Annotated in this window: 17 protein-coding genes; 7 read left to right on the top strand and 10 right to left on the bottom strand. The window is 63.2% G+C overall.

What is annotated here, in order from left to right:
* The first annotated feature begins 126 nt into the window (after window positions 1-126).
* Window positions 127-2,997, top strand: coding sequence for an excinuclease ABC subunit UvrA (gene uvrA, locus NFI08_RS03130; RefSeq protein WP_045990837.1), 2,871 nt, complete (start codon window positions 127-129; stop codon window positions 2,995-2,997).
* 168 nt (window positions 2,998-3,165) lie between these two features.
* Here uvrA and NFI08_RS03135 read toward each other — a convergent pair whose 3' ends face one another.
* The 4 genes from NFI08_RS03135 to NFI08_RS03150 form a co-directional block, all read right to left on the bottom strand.
* Entirely contained in the window at window positions 3,166-3,741 is a 576-nt protein-coding gene (locus NFI08_RS03135; RefSeq protein WP_349587170.1) for a lysozyme inhibitor LprI family protein, read from the bottom strand.
* Window positions 3,742-3,885: 144 nt separating this feature from the next.
* The gene (locus NFI08_RS03140; protein WP_108449180.1) at window positions 3,886-5,166 is read right to left on the bottom strand and encodes a TRAP transporter large permease; all 1,281 of its coding nucleotides are present in this window, start codon (window positions 5,164-5,166) and stop codon (window positions 3,886-3,888) included.
* Window positions 5,163-5,654 (bottom strand): TRAP transporter small permease, encoded by a 492-nt coding sequence (locus NFI08_RS03145; protein ID WP_108449179.1) that lies wholly within the window; start codon window positions 5,652-5,654, stop codon window positions 5,163-5,165. The genes NFI08_RS03140 and NFI08_RS03145 overlap by 4 nt, the downstream gene beginning before the upstream one ends.
* Window positions 5,655-5,750: 96 nt before the next feature.
* Window positions 5,751-6,737, bottom strand: coding sequence for a TRAP transporter substrate-binding protein (locus NFI08_RS03150; protein WP_108449178.1), 987 nt, complete (start codon window positions 6,735-6,737; stop codon window positions 5,751-5,753).
* A 453-nt stretch (window positions 6,738-7,190) separates the two neighbouring features.
* Between NFI08_RS03150 and NFI08_RS03155 the strand changes: the two genes are divergently transcribed.
* The 6 genes from NFI08_RS03155 (at window position 7,191) to NFI08_RS03180 (ending at window position 12,509) form a co-directional block, all read left to right on the top strand.
* Window positions 7,191-8,180: a C-terminal binding protein gene (locus tag NFI08_RS03155; RefSeq protein WP_349587175.1), complete on the top strand. Its 990-nt coding sequence runs from the start codon at window positions 7,191-7,193 to the stop codon at window positions 8,178-8,180.
* A gap of 34 nt (window positions 8,181-8,214) precedes the next feature.
* Entirely contained in the window at window positions 8,215-8,886 is a 672-nt protein-coding gene (locus tag NFI08_RS03160; protein WP_108449176.1) for an RraA family protein, read from the top strand.
* Between the two features lies 1 nt (window position 8,887).
* A complete protein-coding gene (locus NFI08_RS03165) occupies window positions 8,888-9,808 on the top strand; it encodes a 2-dehydro-3-deoxygalactonokinase (protein ID WP_349587179.1) in 921 nt (306 codons plus the stop codon).
* Entirely contained in the window at window positions 9,802-10,443 is a 642-nt protein-coding gene (locus tag NFI08_RS03170) for a 2-dehydro-3-deoxy-6-phosphogalactonate aldolase (RefSeq protein WP_349587182.1), read from the top strand. Before NFI08_RS03165 ends, NFI08_RS03170 begins: the two co-directional genes overlap by 7 nt.
* A 50-nt stretch (window positions 10,444-10,493) precedes the next feature.
* Window positions 10,494-11,642, top strand: coding sequence for a mandelate racemase/muconate lactonizing enzyme family protein (locus NFI08_RS03175; RefSeq protein ID WP_349587185.1), 1,149 nt, complete (start codon window positions 10,494-10,496; stop codon window positions 11,640-11,642).
* Window positions 11,643-11,843: 201 nt separating this feature from the next.
* Window positions 11,844-12,509, top strand: a complete 666-nt coding sequence (locus tag NFI08_RS03180) for a GntR family transcriptional regulator (RefSeq protein ID WP_108449172.1) — start codon at window positions 11,844-11,846, stop codon at window positions 12,507-12,509.
* Between the two features lie 188 nt (window positions 12,510-12,697).
* Here NFI08_RS03180 and rplQ read toward each other — a convergent pair whose 3' ends face one another.
* From rplQ to rpmJ, 6 genes are all read right to left on the bottom strand, one after another.
* Window positions 12,698-13,087 (bottom strand): 50S ribosomal protein L17, encoded by a 390-nt coding sequence (rplQ, locus tag NFI08_RS03185; protein ID WP_045990838.1) that lies wholly within the window; start codon window positions 13,085-13,087, stop codon window positions 12,698-12,700.
* 39 nt (window positions 13,088-13,126) lie between these two features.
* Window positions 13,127-14,125, bottom strand: coding sequence for a DNA-directed RNA polymerase subunit alpha (locus tag NFI08_RS03190; RefSeq protein ID WP_108133880.1), 999 nt, complete (start codon window positions 14,123-14,125; stop codon window positions 13,127-13,129).
* A gap of 80 nt (window positions 14,126-14,205) precedes the next feature.
* Window positions 14,206-14,826: a 30S ribosomal protein S4 gene (gene rpsD / locus NFI08_RS03195; RefSeq protein ID WP_045990840.1), complete on the bottom strand. Its 621-nt coding sequence runs from the start codon at window positions 14,824-14,826 to the stop codon at window positions 14,206-14,208.
* A gap of 12 nt (window positions 14,827-14,838) precedes the next feature.
* A complete protein-coding gene (gene rpsK / locus NFI08_RS03200) occupies window positions 14,839-15,225 on the bottom strand; it encodes a 30S ribosomal protein S11 (protein WP_013331014.1) in 387 nt (128 codons plus the stop codon).
* Window positions 15,226-15,264: 39 nt separating this feature from the next.
* Window positions 15,265-15,621 carry a 30S ribosomal protein S13 gene (gene rpsM, locus NFI08_RS03205; RefSeq protein WP_045990841.1) on the bottom strand — a complete coding sequence of 119 codons (357 nt, stop codon included), beginning with the start codon at window positions 15,619-15,621 and terminating at the stop codon, window positions 15,265-15,267.
* A gap of 122 nt (window positions 15,622-15,743) precedes the next feature.
* Window positions 15,744-15,857: a 50S ribosomal protein L36 gene (gene rpmJ, locus NFI08_RS03210; RefSeq protein WP_031384759.1), complete on the bottom strand. Its 114-nt coding sequence runs from the start codon at window positions 15,855-15,857 to the stop codon at window positions 15,744-15,746.
* Between the last annotated feature and the right edge of the window lie 42 nt (window positions 15,858-15,899).

The following is a 15,899-nucleotide window of genomic DNA, read 5'->3' on the forward strand; positions in this document are numbered from 1 at the left end:
CGCCTGGGGGCGATCCAGAAAATGCCGACACTCGAGTCATTTCACAAGCGTCTTTTCACCGGTGGCTTTGCCGGCCGGGCGACCGGCCACGTATAATCGACCTTTTGCCGCGTCTTCGAGGTGGGAATGGACAAGATTCTGGTCAGGGGTGCCCGCACCCACAACCTCAAGCAGATCGACGTCGAACTACCCCGTGACAAGCTGATCGTGGTCACCGGGCTGTCTGGCTCCGGCAAGTCGTCGCTGGCCTTCGATACCCTCTACGCCGAGGGGCAGCGCCGCTACGTGGAGTCGCTGTCCACCTATGCGCGCCAGTTCCTGTCGATGATGGAAAAGCCCGACGTGGACCATATCGAGGGGCTGTCGCCGGCGATCTCCATCGAGCAGAAGTCCACCTCCCACAACCCGCGCTCCACCGTCGGCACCATCACCGAGATCTACGATTACCTGCGCCTGCTGTTCGCCCGTGCCGGCACCCCGCGCTGCCCGGAACACGGCGAGGACCTCGAGGCCCAGACCATCTCGCAGATGGTCGACCAGGTGATGGCGCTGCCGGAAGGCAGCAAGCTGATGCTGCTGGCCCCGGTGGTCAGCGGTCGCAAGGGCGAGCACCTGCAGCTGCTGGCAGAGCTGCGCTCCCAGGGCTTTGTACGCGCCATGGTCGACGGCCAGGTGCTGGAACTCGACGACGTGCGCCCGCTGGACAAGAACCGCAAGCACGACATCAGCGTGGTGGTGGACCGCATCAAGGTACGCGAAGGCCTCGAGCAGCGCCTGGCGGAATCCTTCGAGACCGCCCTGGGTCTGGCCGACGGTACCGCCATGGTCCACTTCATGGACGGCGAACAGGACGACATGGCGTTCTCGGCGCGCTTCGCCTGTCCGGTCTGCGGCTACTCCATCGCCGAACTCGAACCGCGGATGTTCTCGTTCAACAACCCGGCCGGCGCCTGCCCCACCTGCGACGGCCTGGGGGTGCAGCAGTTCTTCGACCCGGAAAAACTGATCAGCCACCCGGAGCTGTCCCTGGCGGAAGGCGTGATCAAGGGCTGGGACCGGCGCAGCGTCTACTACTTCAACCAGCTGAAGTCGGTGGCCGAGCACTACCGCTTCACCCTCGAGACCCCGTGGCAGGATCTGGCCCGTCACGAGCGCGAGGTAATCCTCAACGGCAGCGGCAAGGACGACATCGCCTTCAGCTACGTCAATGATCGTGGCAAGAAGGTCACCCGCGAGCACCCCTTCGAGGGCGTGCTGCCGAACATGCAGCGCCGCTACCGCGAGACCGAGTCGAGCATGGTCCGCGAGGAACTCGCCCGCTATATCGCGGTGCAGCCCTGCCGCACCTGCGAGGGCTCGCGCCTGCGCAAGGAAGCCCGCCACGTGTTCGTCGACGACACCACCCTGCCCGAGGTGGTGCGCCTGCCGATCGGCGACGCCCAGCGCTACTTCAGCGAACTCAGCCTGCCTGGCCGGCGCGGCGAGATCGCCGAGAAGATCCTCAACGAGATCTCGGCGCGGCTCGAGTTCCTAGTCAACGTCGGCCTCGACTACCTCAACCTGGAGCGCAGCGCCGAGACCCTGTCCGGTGGCGAGGCCCAGCGCATCCGCCTGGCCAGCCAGATCGGTGCCGGCCTGGTGGGCGTGATGTACATCCTCGACGAGCCCTCCATCGGCCTGCACCAGCGCGACAACGACCGCCTGCTGCAGACCCTGGAACGCCTGCGTGACCTGGGTAACACGGTGATCGTGGTCGAACACGACGAGGACGCGATCCGTGCCGCCGACCACGTGCTCGACATCGGCCCCGGCGCCGGCGTCCATGGCGGCGAGATCGTCGCCGAGGGCACCCCGGAGGAGGTCATGGCCAACCCGGCCTCGCTGACCGGTCAGTACCTGTCCGGTACCCGCGCCATCGAGGTACCGCCCTGGCGCATCCCCGGCAACCCGGAAAAGATGCTCAAGCTCACCGGCGCCTCGGGCAACAACCTCCAGGACGTCACCCTGGAGCTGCCGCTGGGGCTGTTCGTGTGCGTCACCGGGGTGTCCGGCTCGGGCAAGTCGACCTTGATCAACTCGACCCTGATGCCGATCGCCGCGCGCGAGCTGAACAAGGCCACTACCCTGACGCCGTCGCCCTACACCGGCATCGAGGGGCTCGATCAGCTCGACAAGATCATCGACATCGACCAGAGCCCGATCGGCCGCACGCCGCGCTCCAACCCGGCGACCTACACCGGCATCTTCACCCCCATTCGTGAACTGTTCGCCGGCACCCAGGAGGCGCGCTCACGCGGCTACAAGCCCGGCCGCTTCTCGTTCAACGTCAAGGGCGGGCGCTGCGAGGCGTGTCAGGGCGAGGGCATGATCAAGGTCGAGATGCACTTCCTGCCGGATATCTATGTGCCCTGCGACGTGTGCAAGGGCAAGCGCTACAACCGCGAGACCCTGGATATCCACTACAAGGGCAAGACCATCGATGAGGTGCTGGAGATGACCGTGGAGGAGGCGCTGGAGTTCTTCAGCCCGGTGCCCGCCATCGCCCGTCGTCTGCAAACCCTGGTCGACGTGGGCCTGACCTACATCCGCCTGGGCCAGAGCGCCACCACCCTGTCCGGCGGCGAGGCCCAGCGGGTCAAGCTGGCCCGGGAGCTGGCCAAGCGCGATACCGGCAAGACCCTGTACATCCTCGACGAGCCCACCACCGGCCTGCACTTCGAGGACATCCGCCAGCTGCTGACGGTCCTGCACCGGCTGCGCGACCACGGCAACACCGTGGTGGTCATCGAGCACAACCTTGACGTGATCAAGACCGCCGACTGGCTGATCGATCTGGGCCCGGAGGGCGGCTCCGGCGGTGGACGCATCATCGCCGAAGGCACCCCGGAACAGCTCGCCGAGATGGAGGTCTCCCACACCGGGCGCTTCCTCAAGCCGCTGCTCAAACGCGCCGCCCCCACCTCGCGCAAGGGCGACAAGGAAACCGCGACCGCCTGAGGCCCGCGGGTGGAACGCGTGTAGCCGCAGACAAGGCGACAATCGAAAACACCGATGACAGAAGCCGCGAAAGGGGAAGGCCAAGGCCTTCCCCTTTTCTGTTCCTGATGGTTCGCGCTGTATTTCACACAGAAGCGCGAGGACACAGCAGCGTCAGCCACACCCTACCTAAAGACTGCTCTCGTGCAGGATGCCCTTCAAGGTAAGCGCCCGCTGGGCGGTCTGTTCAAGCTGACAGGCGGCGGCGACGACGCTGCGAATGGTGCCATCCTGATAGCGGGCATAGGCGTAGCCGCACTCGGCGTCGCGAAAGGTGATCCAGGCGCGCTGCACGTCTCTTAGCGCGTCCACCCGGGAGATACCCACGTCAGGATTCCCCTCGTCCTGCTCGCGCATCAGCGCGCGCAGCTCCTGGTACTGGGCGTTGAGCAGTTCATCCCAGACCCGGGTCTCCTGGGCCAGACAATCGACGATGCCCAGGGTCGTGGGCCCGCCCGGGCTCTGCTGGCAGGCGTCGGCGGCGAGTCCGATGCAGTCACCCACCGCCCCCTGGCCCATCTGTACAAAGCAGTCGCGCACCTCGGCGGCGTCGACCGTGGGCGCCGCACTGCCCCCCACCTCGGCCAATGATGACGCCTGGGCAGCCTCCTTGCCCGCTTCTTCTGGATCGCCCGGCGTCTGCGCCACGGCGATGACTGGCGATAGCACCAGCATCGACAACAGTCTCTGCCACGTCCTTTGCATGCCTTTCCCCGTTATCTGGTCCTTGACTGACAGCATAGGGGAGGCGCCAGCGACCGGACACGAGAAACCGGCGCTGCGATACGGGATCGAAGCGCCGATCGATGCTACGCGCGATAGTGCACGTGTGATCGCGGGTAAATATGCCTAGCCGCCGGTGAGGAACAGCGAGATGCCCGGCAGGTAGGTGATGGCCAGAAGCAGCGCGATCATCGCCACGAAGTAGGGAATGATCGCCGCCGACACCTCCATGATCTTCACCCCGGCCACCGACGAGGCAACGAACAGGTTGACGCCCAAGGGCGGAGTACAGAAACCGATGGCCAGGTTGACGGTCATGATCACCCCGAAGTGGATCGGATCGACCCCGGCGGCGGCGGCCACCGGCAGCAGCAGCGGTGTCAAAATGATGATCGCCGCAATGGTCTCCATGAACATGCCGACAATCAGCAACAGCAGGTTGACCATCAGCAGCAGCACCAGCGGATTGGTGGAGAAGTCGGTGATGGCGGCGGCCAGGTCATTGGGCACCTGGGCAATGGTCAAAAGCTGGCCGAAGCCACCGGCCACCACCACCAGGATCAGGATCTGACCGCTGGTCGAGGCACTGCGCGCAAACACCTTGGGCAGCTCCGACAGCCGGATATCGCCGTAGACGAAGACCCCGACGATGATCGAGTAGATCACCGCCACACCGCCGGCCTCGGTGGGCGTAAATATCCCCCCGTAGATGCCTCCCAGGATGATGACAGGCACCAGCAGCGCCCAGATCGACTCACGCAGTGAGGTGGCCACCGCCTTGCCGGAGAAGCGGGTACGGTCTTCCAGCAGCTTGCGGTTGTGCCTGAGCATCAGGCGCGCCGTCAGCATGTAGGCGAGGCCGAACATGACGCCGGGTACGATCCCCGCCATGAACAGCTTGCCGATCGAGACCTCGGCCGAGACGCCATAGATGATGAAGGGGATCGACGGCGGAATCATCACCCCCACCATGCCGCCGGCGGCGGTCAGCGCAGACGAGAAGCGACGTGGATAGCCGACCTTTTCCATCTCCGGCACCATGTTCGAACCGATCGCCGCCACGGTGGCCGGAGACGAGCCGGAAATCGCCGCAAAGAAGCAGCAAGCCAGCACATTGACGTAGGCCAGACCACCCTTGACGTGCCCCACCAGCGAGTGGGCGAAACCGACGATTCGCCGCGACATGCCGCCCATCTGCATCAGGTCGCCGGCCAGCACGAACAGCGGCACCGCGATCAGCGGAAAGGAGTCGGCGGCGGTCACCAGCGAACGCGCCAGCAGCACCACCGGCGGCGCGCCGTCGACCAGCAGCATCACCAGCAGGGTGGCGAGCCCCATGGCCATGGCCACCGGCATGCTGATGGCGATAAAGGCGAACAGCATGCCGATCAGGGAAACGGCGATCATAGGGCACCTCCTTCAACGCTGGTGCGAGGCGACTGCCACGACGACCAGCAGTGTTGCAGGATGCGAAACGCCGACAGCAGGGCACCGGCCGGGGCCGAGGCGTAGTAAAGCGGCACCGGCATCTGCAGCACCACCGACACCTGGCTTCGCACCATGGGGTTGAGCATCAGTTCGATGCAGTGGATGCTGATGGTGACCAGAAACGCCACCACGGTCAGCCGGACCACCAGGGTCAGGCGGCGCTGGGCCGCCTCGGGCAAGCGCTCCTTCAGGAAGGCGATCTCGATGTGCTTGTCCTGGCGAAAGACGTAGCTCACTGCGATCCAGATAAACCAGATAAATAGCCAGCCCACCAGTTCCTCGCCCCAGGACAGGGACGCGTTCAGCACATAGCGCGCCAGCACATTGGCACACACCAGAGCAACGATCAGCGCCAGCAGCACCACTGACAGACACTCTTCCAGTCTTTCATTCAGCCAACGAATCATCGGCGTGTCCTCGGCTAGCCGGCTTCGGGCGCCAGCCGGGAGACAGCCGCCATGGCGGCGTCCCCGGCGCGGTCAGCGTGCCGGTCTTGTGCTTGATCACTGGGCGGCGGCGCTGTCGATGGCGGCCATCCAGCCATCGAAGACATCCGCGCCGATACGCTCGCGATACTGGGCGTTGACGTCTTCGGCGATGGCGGCGAAGGCCTGGTACTGCTCATCGGACAGTTCGGATACCTCGACACCCTGCTCCTGGATACGCGCCAGGTGGTCGGCATCTTCCGCAGCGACCAGCTCACGATCGTAGGCGATGGCCTGGTCCATCGACTGCTGGATCAGCTGCTGCTGGTCTTCGGGCAGGGACTCGAAGAAGGCCTTGGAGATGACCGGCGTGTAGACGGTGAAGATGTGTCCCGACAGGGTCAGGTACTTCTGCACCTCGTGGAAGCGCTGGGTGTCGATCAGCGAAAGCGGGTTTTCCTGGCCGTCGATGACCCCCTGCTGCAGGGCGGAATAGACCTCACCAAAGTTCATCGGCGTCGGGTTGGCCCCCAGCGCCTTGAAGGTGTCGACGTGGGCCGGCACCTTCATGGTGCGCAGCTTGATCCCGTCGAGGTCCTCCGGTGAGCCGATCGGGCGCACATTGTTGGTCAGATGGCGCATGCCGCTCTCGACCCAGCCAAGCCCCTTCAGGCCAAGCCGATCGAGCCGTTCCAGCAGAGCATCGCCCTCGGGGCCATCGAGCACGTCCAGGGCGGTGTCCTTGTCCGGGTAGATGTAGGCCAGCTCGACCACGCCGAAGGCGGGATCCCAGTTGTTGAAGAACGACGACGGCGACACCGCCATTTCCAGGATACCGGTCTGCACTCCTTCGATCATGGCCCGGTCGGGGCCCATCTGGGACGACGGAAAGATCTGCACGTCGATCTCGCCATCGGAACCTTCTTCCACCAGACGCTCGAACTCCACCATCGCCCGCGACATGTGGAAGTTTTCGTTGGCGCCGTGTCCCAGCTTGATGACGGTGGCGGCCTGAGCCGGCGCGGCGGCGACCAGCATGCCGAGAAGTAGCCATTTCTTGGTCATGTCAAATTCTCGCTGTTGTTGTTGAAGACAGTGTTGATGGAGGAGAGCCCCATCAACTGGTATTCCAGATTTCGACTTGAAGATTGATTGATGCCAAAAGGATCTGTCAAGAAAGCGCCAAGGCTCTCTCGCACTCGGCCACGCCCACCCTTGCTTTCCGCCATCATTCCCTGCCGCCGAAGCGATCCCGACTCCGCCACTATCTTCTAGACTTATATGTCTGTTTTTAAATGCTTATAAGAAACTCAGAAAGAAACAAACAGGGTTCGACACAAGGCCGTTCGGTGGCTGATTCGGCGCAATAGTTACGACACCAAGCAAGACCAATGTCTAATAACGGTGGCGATCAATCATCTTTGACAGCGTGACGTCAGCTTGTATATTTCAACCTATCTGGTGCCTGGTACACCAGTTGAACAAAAACACGACAATGAATCACCACGAGGAAGTGCCATGTCCACCAGACCGAAGGTGATCATCACCGATCACGACTTCGCCGATGTCGAGCTTGAGCGAGACATTCTCGAGCAGGCAGGAGCGGAGGTGGTGGCGCTGCAGGCCAAGTCGGAGCAGGACCTGCTGGACCACGCATCTGACTGCGCCGCCATGATCAACCAGTACGCCTACATCGGCGCCACCACCATCGCTGCCATGCAACGTTGCCAGGTTATTGCCCGCTACGGCGTCGGCACCGACATCGTCGACGTCGCGGCGGCCACCGCCAAGGGCATTCAGGTCACCAACGTGCGCAATTACTGCACCGAAGAGGTCGCCGATCACGCCATCAGCCTGTGGCTGGCCCTGGCCCGCGGTCTGTTCCCCTACGACCGGGCCACCCATCGAGGCGAATGGCGCTGGCAGAGTGCTGCCCCCCTGCATCGCCTGCGTGGCCAGACCGTCGGCATCGTCTCCTTTGGTGCCATCGGCCAGGCCATTGCCCAACGCGCCAAGGCCTTCGGCGCCCAGGTGATCATCCACGACCCCTACGTCGACGATGCCACCATCGCCGCCCATCAGGTGGCGGCGTTGGACAAGGACACCCTGGTCGCCGAATCCGACGTGGTCATGATGCAGGTGCCGATGACGGCGCAGACCCGTCACTTCCTGGGCGAAAAGGAGTTTCGCTCGATGAAGCCCAACGCCCTGGTGGTGTGTACCGGTCGCGGCCCCACCATCGACAACCGCGCGCTCTACCAGGCGTTGTCGCAAGGCTGGATCGCCGGCGCGGGCCTCGATGACCCCGAGGAGGAGCCGGCCAAGCGCAAGCACTGGTCTCCCGACGACAACCCGCTGTTCTCGCTGCCCAACGTCATCGTGACGCCCCACGCCGCCTACTACTCGGAGGAATCCCTGCGCGCGGCCCGCACCATCGCCGCCCAGGAAGTTGCCCGGGTGCTGTCCGGCCAGGCGCCCCTCAATCCCGTCAACACGCCGTCTCACTGAACCACGCCACCACACCGACCAGAGGAACCTATCCATGCTCAAGCAATTCAACGACTTCAAGCGCGACGCGGCACTGCTCGAGAAATTCGACAAGGTGCTGTCCTACTACTCCGCCACGGCGGTCTTCGCCGATTCCCAATACCGCACCGGGGTGATGGACAGCGGCATCAAGCCGGCCTTCCGCGCCAAGGTCTGTGGCCAGGCAATTACCGTGCAGCTGTCCAAGGGCGACCTGGTCGACCCGCTCAAGGCGCTGGAGATGGGCCAACCCGGCGACATCATCGTGGTCGACGCTGGCGGTGACCCCAATACCTCGGTGTGTGGCGGCCTGATGGGAGCGCTGGCCAAGAATCGTGGCATTCGCGCCATGGTGGTGGATGGCGCCGGCCGCGATACCGATGAACTGGAAGACATACATTGGCCGATCTGGACCCGCGCCATTACTCCGCGCGGTACCCACACCATGTTCTCCGAACGCAAGGAAGAGCTGTCGATCAACGTGCCCATCGCCTGCGGCGGGGTGCCGGTCAATCCCGGTGACTTTATCGTCGCCGACGTGATGGGCGTGACCGTCATTCCGCTGGCCAGGGCCGCCGAGGTGGTCGAGCTGGCACTGGAGCAGGCCGAGCGCGAGGAAGCCACCCGCGCATGGGTTCAGCAGGGCAAGACCGTCGAGGACCTGCTGGCCGAGTTCGGGAGGATCTAGGATGCCGTCTCCCCTGATGATCAGCATCGACTGGGGGACCTCATCGTTTCGTGCAAGCCTCGTCGATCGCCACGGCGAGGCCATCGAAAGCCGCGAGAGCCCCCACGGGATTCTTGCGGTTCCCGACAGGGACTTTGCCGGTTTTCTCCGCCATACCATCCATGACTGGCTGGACGCCCATCCTGGCCTGCCAATTCTGGCCTCGGGCATGATCACCAGTCGCAATGGCTGGGTCGAGACCCCTTACCAGCCGCTTCCCCTGGGGATCGAGGAACTGGCCGGCGCGCTGGTCAGCGAAGATGTCCCAGACCTCGGCCAGGTACACTTTGTCACCGGCGCGGTGCAGTCGCCCGAGGGCGAGCGCCCTGACGTGATTCGCGGCGAGGAAACCGAGATCTTCGGCTATCTGGCCACCCAGGGGGTCAGCGATGGCACCTTCCTGTTGCCCGGCACCCACAACAAGTGGCTGACGGTCGAGCAGGGCAGGATCACCCGGTTTGTCACCTGCATGACCGGCGAGCTCTACGCGCTGCTGCGTGAGCACTCGCTGCTCGGTCGCACCATGCGCCAGGGCGAGCTCTCCCCCGAGGCCTTTGTACGCGGAGTAGAGACCGCCCGCCGCCATCCAGGAGAGCTGCTGGCGACCCTGTTCACCACACGCTCTCTCCACCTGTTCGATCAGCTGTCCCCGGAGCAGAGCGCCGACTACCTCTCGGGCCTGCTGATCGGCGAGGAATGCCTCGGTCAGTTGCGCCAGGGGCCGACGCCGGAGCAGGTCACCATCATCGGTCGCCCTGATCTGGCCGAACGTTATCGCATTGCCACCGACCTTCTGTCGCTACCCTCCACCCTGGCCACGCCCGGCCTGTCACGCCACGGGCAGCTGGCCATCGCACGCGCTGCGGAGCTGATCCCATGCTGAACTGGCAACAGGCCTTCGGTGCCTGCCCCTTTGTCGCCATCCTGCGCGGCATTACGCCCGATGAGGTGGTGCCAATGGCCGATGCGCTGCTTGAGGCAGGCTTCCGGCTGATCGAAGTACCACTCAACTCTCCCGATCCGCTGACGAGCCTTCAGCGTCTGGCGGGCCATGTGGGCGAGGATGCCCTGGTGGGGGCGGGCACCGTCACCACGCCCGAACGCGTGGCCGAGGTCGAACAGGTCGGTGGTCGCCTGATCATCGCTCCCAACATGGATACCCGGATCGCCCGGGAAGCCTCGGCGCGGAGCTTGGTCTACGGCCCCGGCGTGGGCACCGTCAGTGAAGCCTTCGCGGCCATCGAGGCCGGCGCCGCCTTTCTCAAGTTGTTCCCTGCCGAGGCGATCTCACCCGCGGCGGTAAAGGCCATGCGCGCCGTTCTGCCCGAGACGACGCCTCTATTGCCGGTGGGTGGCATCACACCGGCCAGCATGGCGGGCTACCTTGATGCAGGAGCGCGTGGATTCGGCCTCGGTGGCGCGCTCTATCAACCGGGTTTCGGTCCTGCCGAAGTCGCCAGACGAGCCCGGGCATTTATCGAGGCTCACGCCGACTGGGCGGCGACCGCCACCCCATAGGCGGCACGACGCTCAGCCCCCAATACCTTCTGCCCCACTGGAGCCCATCGATGATCATCGAGCGCATCAATGTCTACACCATGGCGTCCGAGCTGCCCCGCCCCTTCGCCTTCTCCCAGCAATGGGTCACCCGGCGCTCCGCGACGCTGGTCGAGGTGGTAACTCAGGATGGCCAGAGTGGCTGGGGCGAGGCGCTTTGCGCTGGGCTGCTGGAACCCGAGCTGGCCGCTGCGGTCCTCAAGCACGTGATCACGCCGTTGGTCGTCGGCCGCTCGGTGTTCGATAGCGAGGTCATCTGGCACGAGCTCTACAACCACACCCGAGATTACGGGCGCAAGGGGGTAGTGATCGCAGCCATCAGCGCCCTCGATATCGCGCTCTGGGATCTCAAGGGCAAGGCCACCCAGCGCCCGGTTTTTGAGCTGCTTGGCGGCGGTTTTCGAGAGCGCCTCCCCGCCTACGCCACCGGCTTCTTTCGCACTGAGCTTGGCGCCGATACCGACGGCCTGGTCGAGGAAGCTTGCCGCCACCGTGACGCGGGCTTTGCCAGCATGAAGATCAAGCTGGGCTTCGGTGTGGCCAACGACATCAAGGTCATGACCGATATACGCGACGCCCTGGGCGATGACATCGAACTGATGATCGACGCCAACCACGCCTACACCACCAGCGAGGCGGCGCTGCTGGCAGAAGGTCTCAAGGACTTCGGCCTACGCTGGTTCGAGGAGCCGGTCAATCCAGATGACAAGGAAGGCTACCGCCTGTTGAAACAGAAGACACTGATTCCTCTTGCCGGTGGTGAGGCGGAATTCACCCTCTACGGTTTCCGTGACCTGCTGGCCGGGCGCTGCATCGATATTGCGCAGCCCGATGTGGCCATGGCCGGCGGTCTGACCGCCATGGCGCATATCACCACCCTGGCGCTCGCCAACGGCGTCCAGGTGAATCCGCATGTGTGGGGGACTGCCATCGGCCAGTACGCCTCACTGCATGCCATCGCGGCGACGCCACTGGTCAATCCCACTCTATCGGCCAGCGGCCCGATCTTTGAGTACGACACCTCGAGCCATCCCTTCCGCTCCGACCTGGTCACCACACCGGTCACTCAGAGCGATGGCTGGGTACGCGTCCCCACAGGCGAGGGTCTCGGCTTTACCATCGACAGGGACTTCCTTCACGAACACGCGCGGCCCTACTGATACGGCCCTACTGACACAGGGCATGCACATCGGACTCATACGCACTGCCAGGAACTGCCGCTCGGGGTGAAGGACCGGTCCTGGCTTCGGGCCAGGTTTCCCTTATGCTGCGGGCATCTGGTATTCCAGTCGACTGTGCTACCCTGTGGCAAGTTCCCATGGCCCGCCTCAGGCCTCACACCGCCAGTCCAAAGGATCGAGATGCAGGACTTTGAACGCCCCCCTTCCCTCGGCGCCCTGGTCACCGATCACGTGCGCAACATGATCATACGGGGCGAGTTGGCCCTGGGCGAAGCCATCTCCGAACGCGGCATATCGGCGCTGTTGAACGTCTCCAAGACCCCGGTCCGCGAAGCCTTGACCCGACTCAAGCACGAGGGCCTGGTGATCATCAAGCCGCAGTCGGGCGCCCAGGTCTTCACCCTCAGCGCTCGCGAGGTCGGCAACATCTGTACCTTCCGCCGCACCCTGGAGCCGGCCGCGCTTGAGCTGGCGATCGAGTTCGACCAGCCAGGGCTCTACCAGGAACTTCGGCAGGTCGAAAGCCAGATGCAGGTAGCCCACGGCTCCGGGCGCATCACCGACTACCTGGACCTGGATTCGGTTTTCCACATGGCCTTCTTCAACCATTGTGGCAACGCCTACCTGAAGAGCTCCTACGAACAGTACGCCGGCAAGATCGCCGCACTGCGCACCCACCTGGCCACCCGCCCGGACCATACCCGGCTATCGCTCAAGGAGCACACCGAGATCGTCGACGCCGTCCAGGTCAGCGATACCGCAGCCCTGCGCTCGCTGCTGGACGCCCATATCGGCCGCACCCAGCAGACCTACGAAATCGGTGTGGAAGATATCTCCAAGCAGTAGTATCCGCGCCCATCTCCACCCGCCTCCATGCCAACGGTGCCGACACACTTGAAGGCGTAGACACACCGCCCCCTTGGCAGTCACTGTTCAGGATGAAGAGTGGAGGCCCCGCAGACAAAACGCAGACACAAAAAAACCGACACCCGGAGGTGTCGGTTTCGCGTCGTGTCGAAGCGCTGTCGAAAGGATTACTCCTCGCCGACGGCCTCTTCTTCAACGACGGGGCGATCGACCAGCTCGACGTAGGCCATGGGGGCGTTATCGCCGGTGCGGAAACCGCACTTGAGAATACGGACGTAACCGCCCGGACGCTCGACGTAACGCGGACCCAGCTCATTGAAGAGCTTGCCGACCGCTTCCTTCGAGCGGGTACGGCTGAAGGCCAGACGCCGGTTGGCGACGCTGTCTTCCTTGGCCAGGGTGATGAGCGGCTCGATATGACGACGCAGCTCCTTGGCCTTGGGAAGGGTTGTCTTGATCACTTCGTGCTCGACCAGCGACACGCTCATGTTGCGAAACATGGCCTGGCGGTGCGAGCTGGTACGATTGAGGTGACGACCACTCTTACGATGACGCATGGTTGTGATTCCTTACCAAACTGGGACTCGAGCCGACGCTTAGGCGGTGGCCTTGTCGTCCTTCAGGCTAGCCGGCGGCCAATTTTCAAGCCGCATGCCAAGGGACAGACCACGAGCAGCCAACACGTCCTTGATCTCGTTCAAGGACTTCTTGCCGAGGTTCGGGGTCTTCAACAGCTCCACCTCGGTGCGCTGAATCAGATCGCCGATGTAGTAGATATTCTCGGCTTTCAGGCAGTTGGCGCTACGAACGGTCAACTCGAGATCGTCTACGGGGCGCAGCAGGATGGGATCGATATGATCCTCTTCCTCGACCACTTCCTGTTCCTTGTCGGCTTCCAGGTCGACGAACGCTGCCAGCTGCTCTTGCAGGATGGTCGCGCTGCGACGGATCGCCTCTTCCGGATCCAGGGTGCCGTCGGTTTCCAGGTTGATGATCAGCTTGTCGAGGTCGGTGCGCTGTTCGACGCGGGCGGCTTCGACGCTGTAGGAAACGCGGCGCACGGGGCTGAAGGTCGCATCCAGCTGCAGACGGCCGATGGCGCGTGTCTCGTCGTCGGCTTCGCTGCGGACATCCGCAGGCTCATAGCCGCGACCACGGGCCACCTTCAGCTGCATCTTGAGCTCGGCGCCTTCATTGACGTGGGCGATGACGTGCTCGGGGTTGACCACTTCGACGTCGTGATCGACGGCGATGTCACCAGCGGTGACGACGGCCGGGCCCTGCTTGTTCAGCGAGAGCATCGCCTCGTCGCGGCTGTGCATCTTGATCGCCACGTCCTTGAGGTTCAGGAGGATTTCGATGACATCTTCCTGGACACCCTCGATCGCGCTGTACTCATGGTCGACACCAGCGATCTCGGTCTCCACCACGGCGCAGCCGGGCATGGACGAGAGCAGGATACGACGCAGAGCATTGCCCAACGTGTGGCCGAAGCCACGCTCGAACGGCTCGAGCACGATCTTTGCGTGGTGTGCGCTGATCTCTTCGACCTTGATGTCGCGAGGACGGAGAAACTCTGTCACTGAACGCTGCATATGAACACCTTTCAGGCTGCCAAACGAATACTCGGTAATAACCGCCGCCCTCCCGGAGGAGGGCGGCGCGGACGGACCGCTTACTTCGAGTACAGCTCGACGATCAGTTGCTCGTTGATGTCGGCAGTCAGGTCACCGCGCTCAGGCAGGGCCTTGAAGGTGCCTTCCATCTTCTTGGCGTCGAGTTCGATCCAGGCCACGTCGCCACGGTTGGCGGCGATGCTCAGGGCGTTCTGGATACGCGCCTGTTGCTTGGCCTTTTCACGAACGGATACCACGTCGCCGGGCTTGACCTGGTAGGAGGCCACGTTGACGGTCTTGCCGTTGACGGCAATCGCCTTATGGCTTACCAGCTGACGAGCCTCGGAGCGAGTGGCGCCAAAGCCCATGCGGTAGACGACGTTGTCCAGTCGGGACTCAAGCAGCTGCAGCAACAACTCACCGGTCGCACCCTTCAGGCGGGCGGCTTCCTTGTAGTAGTTGCGGAACTGCTTTTCGAGTACGCCGTACATGCGACGTACTTTCTGCTTCTCGCGAAGCTGCAAGCCGTAGTCGGAAAGACGCTGACGGCGCTGGCCGTGCACACCCGGAATCTGTTCGGATTTGCACTTTTTCTCGAAGGGAGTGACACCGCTCTTGAGGAAGAGGTCGGTACCTTCCCGGCGAGACAGTTTGCACTTCGGTCCAATGTAACGAGCCATGAATCTGTCTCCTTAAACGCGGCGTTTCTTCGGCGGACGGCAGCCATTGTGGGGAATGGGCGTCGCGTCGGTGATGCTTTGCACGCGGAAGCCGGCGGCGTTGAGTGCACGCACGGCGGATTCACGGCCAGGACCGGGGCCCTTGACCAGCACGTCGACGTTTTTCACACCATACTCGGCTGCAGCAGTTGCTGCACGCTCGCTTGCCACTTGAGCAGCGAACGGGGTGCTCTTGCGAGAACCACGAAAACCCGAACCACCGGCTGTCGCCCAGGAAAGAGCGTTGCCCTGGCGGTCTGTGATCGTAATGATCGTGTTGTTAAAAGAGGCATGGATATGCGCAACGGCATCCACTACCTGCTTTTTAACCTTTTTACGGTTGCTACGCGGGTTAGCCATGTTGATGTCAATTCCTGTCTTTACGCCAGAACGTGCGTGTTATTTGCGGATCGGCTTACGCGGTCCCTTACGGGTACGCGCGTTGGTCTTGGTGCGCTGACCGCGCATCGGAAGACCACGACGATGACGCAGACCACGGTAGCAACCCAAGTCCATGAGACGCTTGATGTTCAGCGTCACATCACGACGAAGGTCGCCTTCAACGGTATACTTGCCGACTTCACTACGCAGGCTGTCGATCTCTTCAGATGACAGATCCTGGATCTTGGTGGTCGGCGCGATGCCGGTCGCTTCACAGATTTCCTGTGCGCGAGTACGGCCAATCCCGAAGATGTAGGTCAGCGAGATCGCCGCATGCTTGTTGTCCGGGATATTGACGCCTGCAATACGGGCCATCAGCTTACTCCGAAGTTTGAGCGGCTTGCTCGGTTAATCAACTACAAAAGGCGCAATAGCATACCCCCTTCCCGTCATTAGGGCAAGGGGTATGCCAGCACCCGGTTCAATTCAGGCCAGGATTAACCCTGGCGCTGCTTGTGCCGCGGCTCGGTGCAGATGACGCGAACAGCGCCATTGCGACGAATGATCTTGCAATTGCGGCACATTTTCTTCACGGAAGCTCGAACTTTCATCGTTCTCTCCAAAATCGGCTTGCGGCGTGCCAAATCGGCCTG

Source organism: Halomonas sp. EF61, from assembly GCF_040147045.1.
GTDB classification, from domain to species: Bacteria; Pseudomonadota; Gammaproteobacteria; order Pseudomonadales; family Halomonadaceae; genus Halomonas; species Halomonas litopenaei.

Excerpts from the sequence above, each read along its gene's own strand:
- uvrA (WP_045990837.1), top strand. The coding sequence starts at position 127 with ATGGACAAGATTCTGGTCAGGGGTGCCCGCACCCACAACCTCAAGCAG.
- rplQ (WP_045990838.1), bottom strand. The coding sequence starts at position 13,087 with ATGCGTCATCGTAAGAGTGGTCGTCACCTCAATCGTACCAGCTCGCAC.
- NFI08_RS03175 (WP_349587185.1), top strand. The coding sequence starts at position 10,494 with ATGATCATCGAGCGCATCAATGTCTACACCATGGCGTCCGAGCTGCCC.
- NFI08_RS03160 (WP_108449176.1), top strand. The coding sequence starts at position 8,215 with ATGCTCAAGCAATTCAACGACTTCAAGCGCGACGCGGCACTGCTCGAG.
- rpsM (WP_045990841.1), bottom strand. The coding sequence starts at position 15,621 with ATGGCCCGTATTGCAGGCGTCAATATCCCGGACAACAAGCATGCGGCG.
- rpsD (WP_045990840.1), bottom strand. The coding sequence starts at position 14,826 with ATGGCTCGTTACATTGGACCGAAGTGCAAACTGTCTCGCCGGGAAGGT.
- NFI08_RS03140 (WP_108449180.1), bottom strand. The coding sequence starts at position 5,166 with ATGATCGCCGTTTCCCTGATCGGCATGCTGTTCGCCTTTATCGCCATC.
- NFI08_RS03135 (WP_349587170.1), bottom strand. The coding sequence starts at position 3,741 with ATGCAAAGGACGTGGCAGAGACTGTTGTCGATGCTGGTGCTATCGCCA.
- NFI08_RS03190 (WP_108133880.1), bottom strand. The coding sequence starts at position 14,125 with ATGCAGCGTTCAGTGACAGAGTTTCTCCGTCCTCGCGACATCAAGGTC.
- rpsK (WP_013331014.1), bottom strand. The coding sequence starts at position 15,225 with ATGGCTAACCCGCGTAGCAACCGTAAAAAGGTTAAAAAGCAGGTAGTG.
- rpmJ (WP_031384759.1), bottom strand. The coding sequence starts at position 15,857 with ATGAAAGTTCGAGCTTCCGTGAAGAAAATGTGCCGCAATTGCAAGATC.
- NFI08_RS03180 (WP_108449172.1), top strand. The coding sequence starts at position 11,844 with ATGCAGGACTTTGAACGCCCCCCTTCCCTCGGCGCCCTGGTCACCGAT.
- NFI08_RS03170 (WP_349587182.1), top strand. The coding sequence starts at position 9,802 with ATGCTGAACTGGCAACAGGCCTTCGGTGCCTGCCCCTTTGTCGCCATC.
- NFI08_RS03150 (WP_108449178.1), bottom strand. The coding sequence starts at position 6,737 with ATGACCAAGAAATGGCTACTTCTCGGCATGCTGGTCGCCGCCGCGCCG.
- NFI08_RS03165 (WP_349587179.1), top strand. The coding sequence starts at position 8,888 with ATGCCGTCTCCCCTGATGATCAGCATCGACTGGGGGACCTCATCGTTT.
- NFI08_RS03145 (WP_108449179.1), bottom strand. The coding sequence starts at position 5,654 with ATGATTCGTTGGCTGAATGAAAGACTGGAAGAGTGTCTGTCAGTGGTG.
- NFI08_RS03155 (WP_349587175.1), top strand. The coding sequence starts at position 7,191 with ATGTCCACCAGACCGAAGGTGATCATCACCGATCACGACTTCGCCGAT.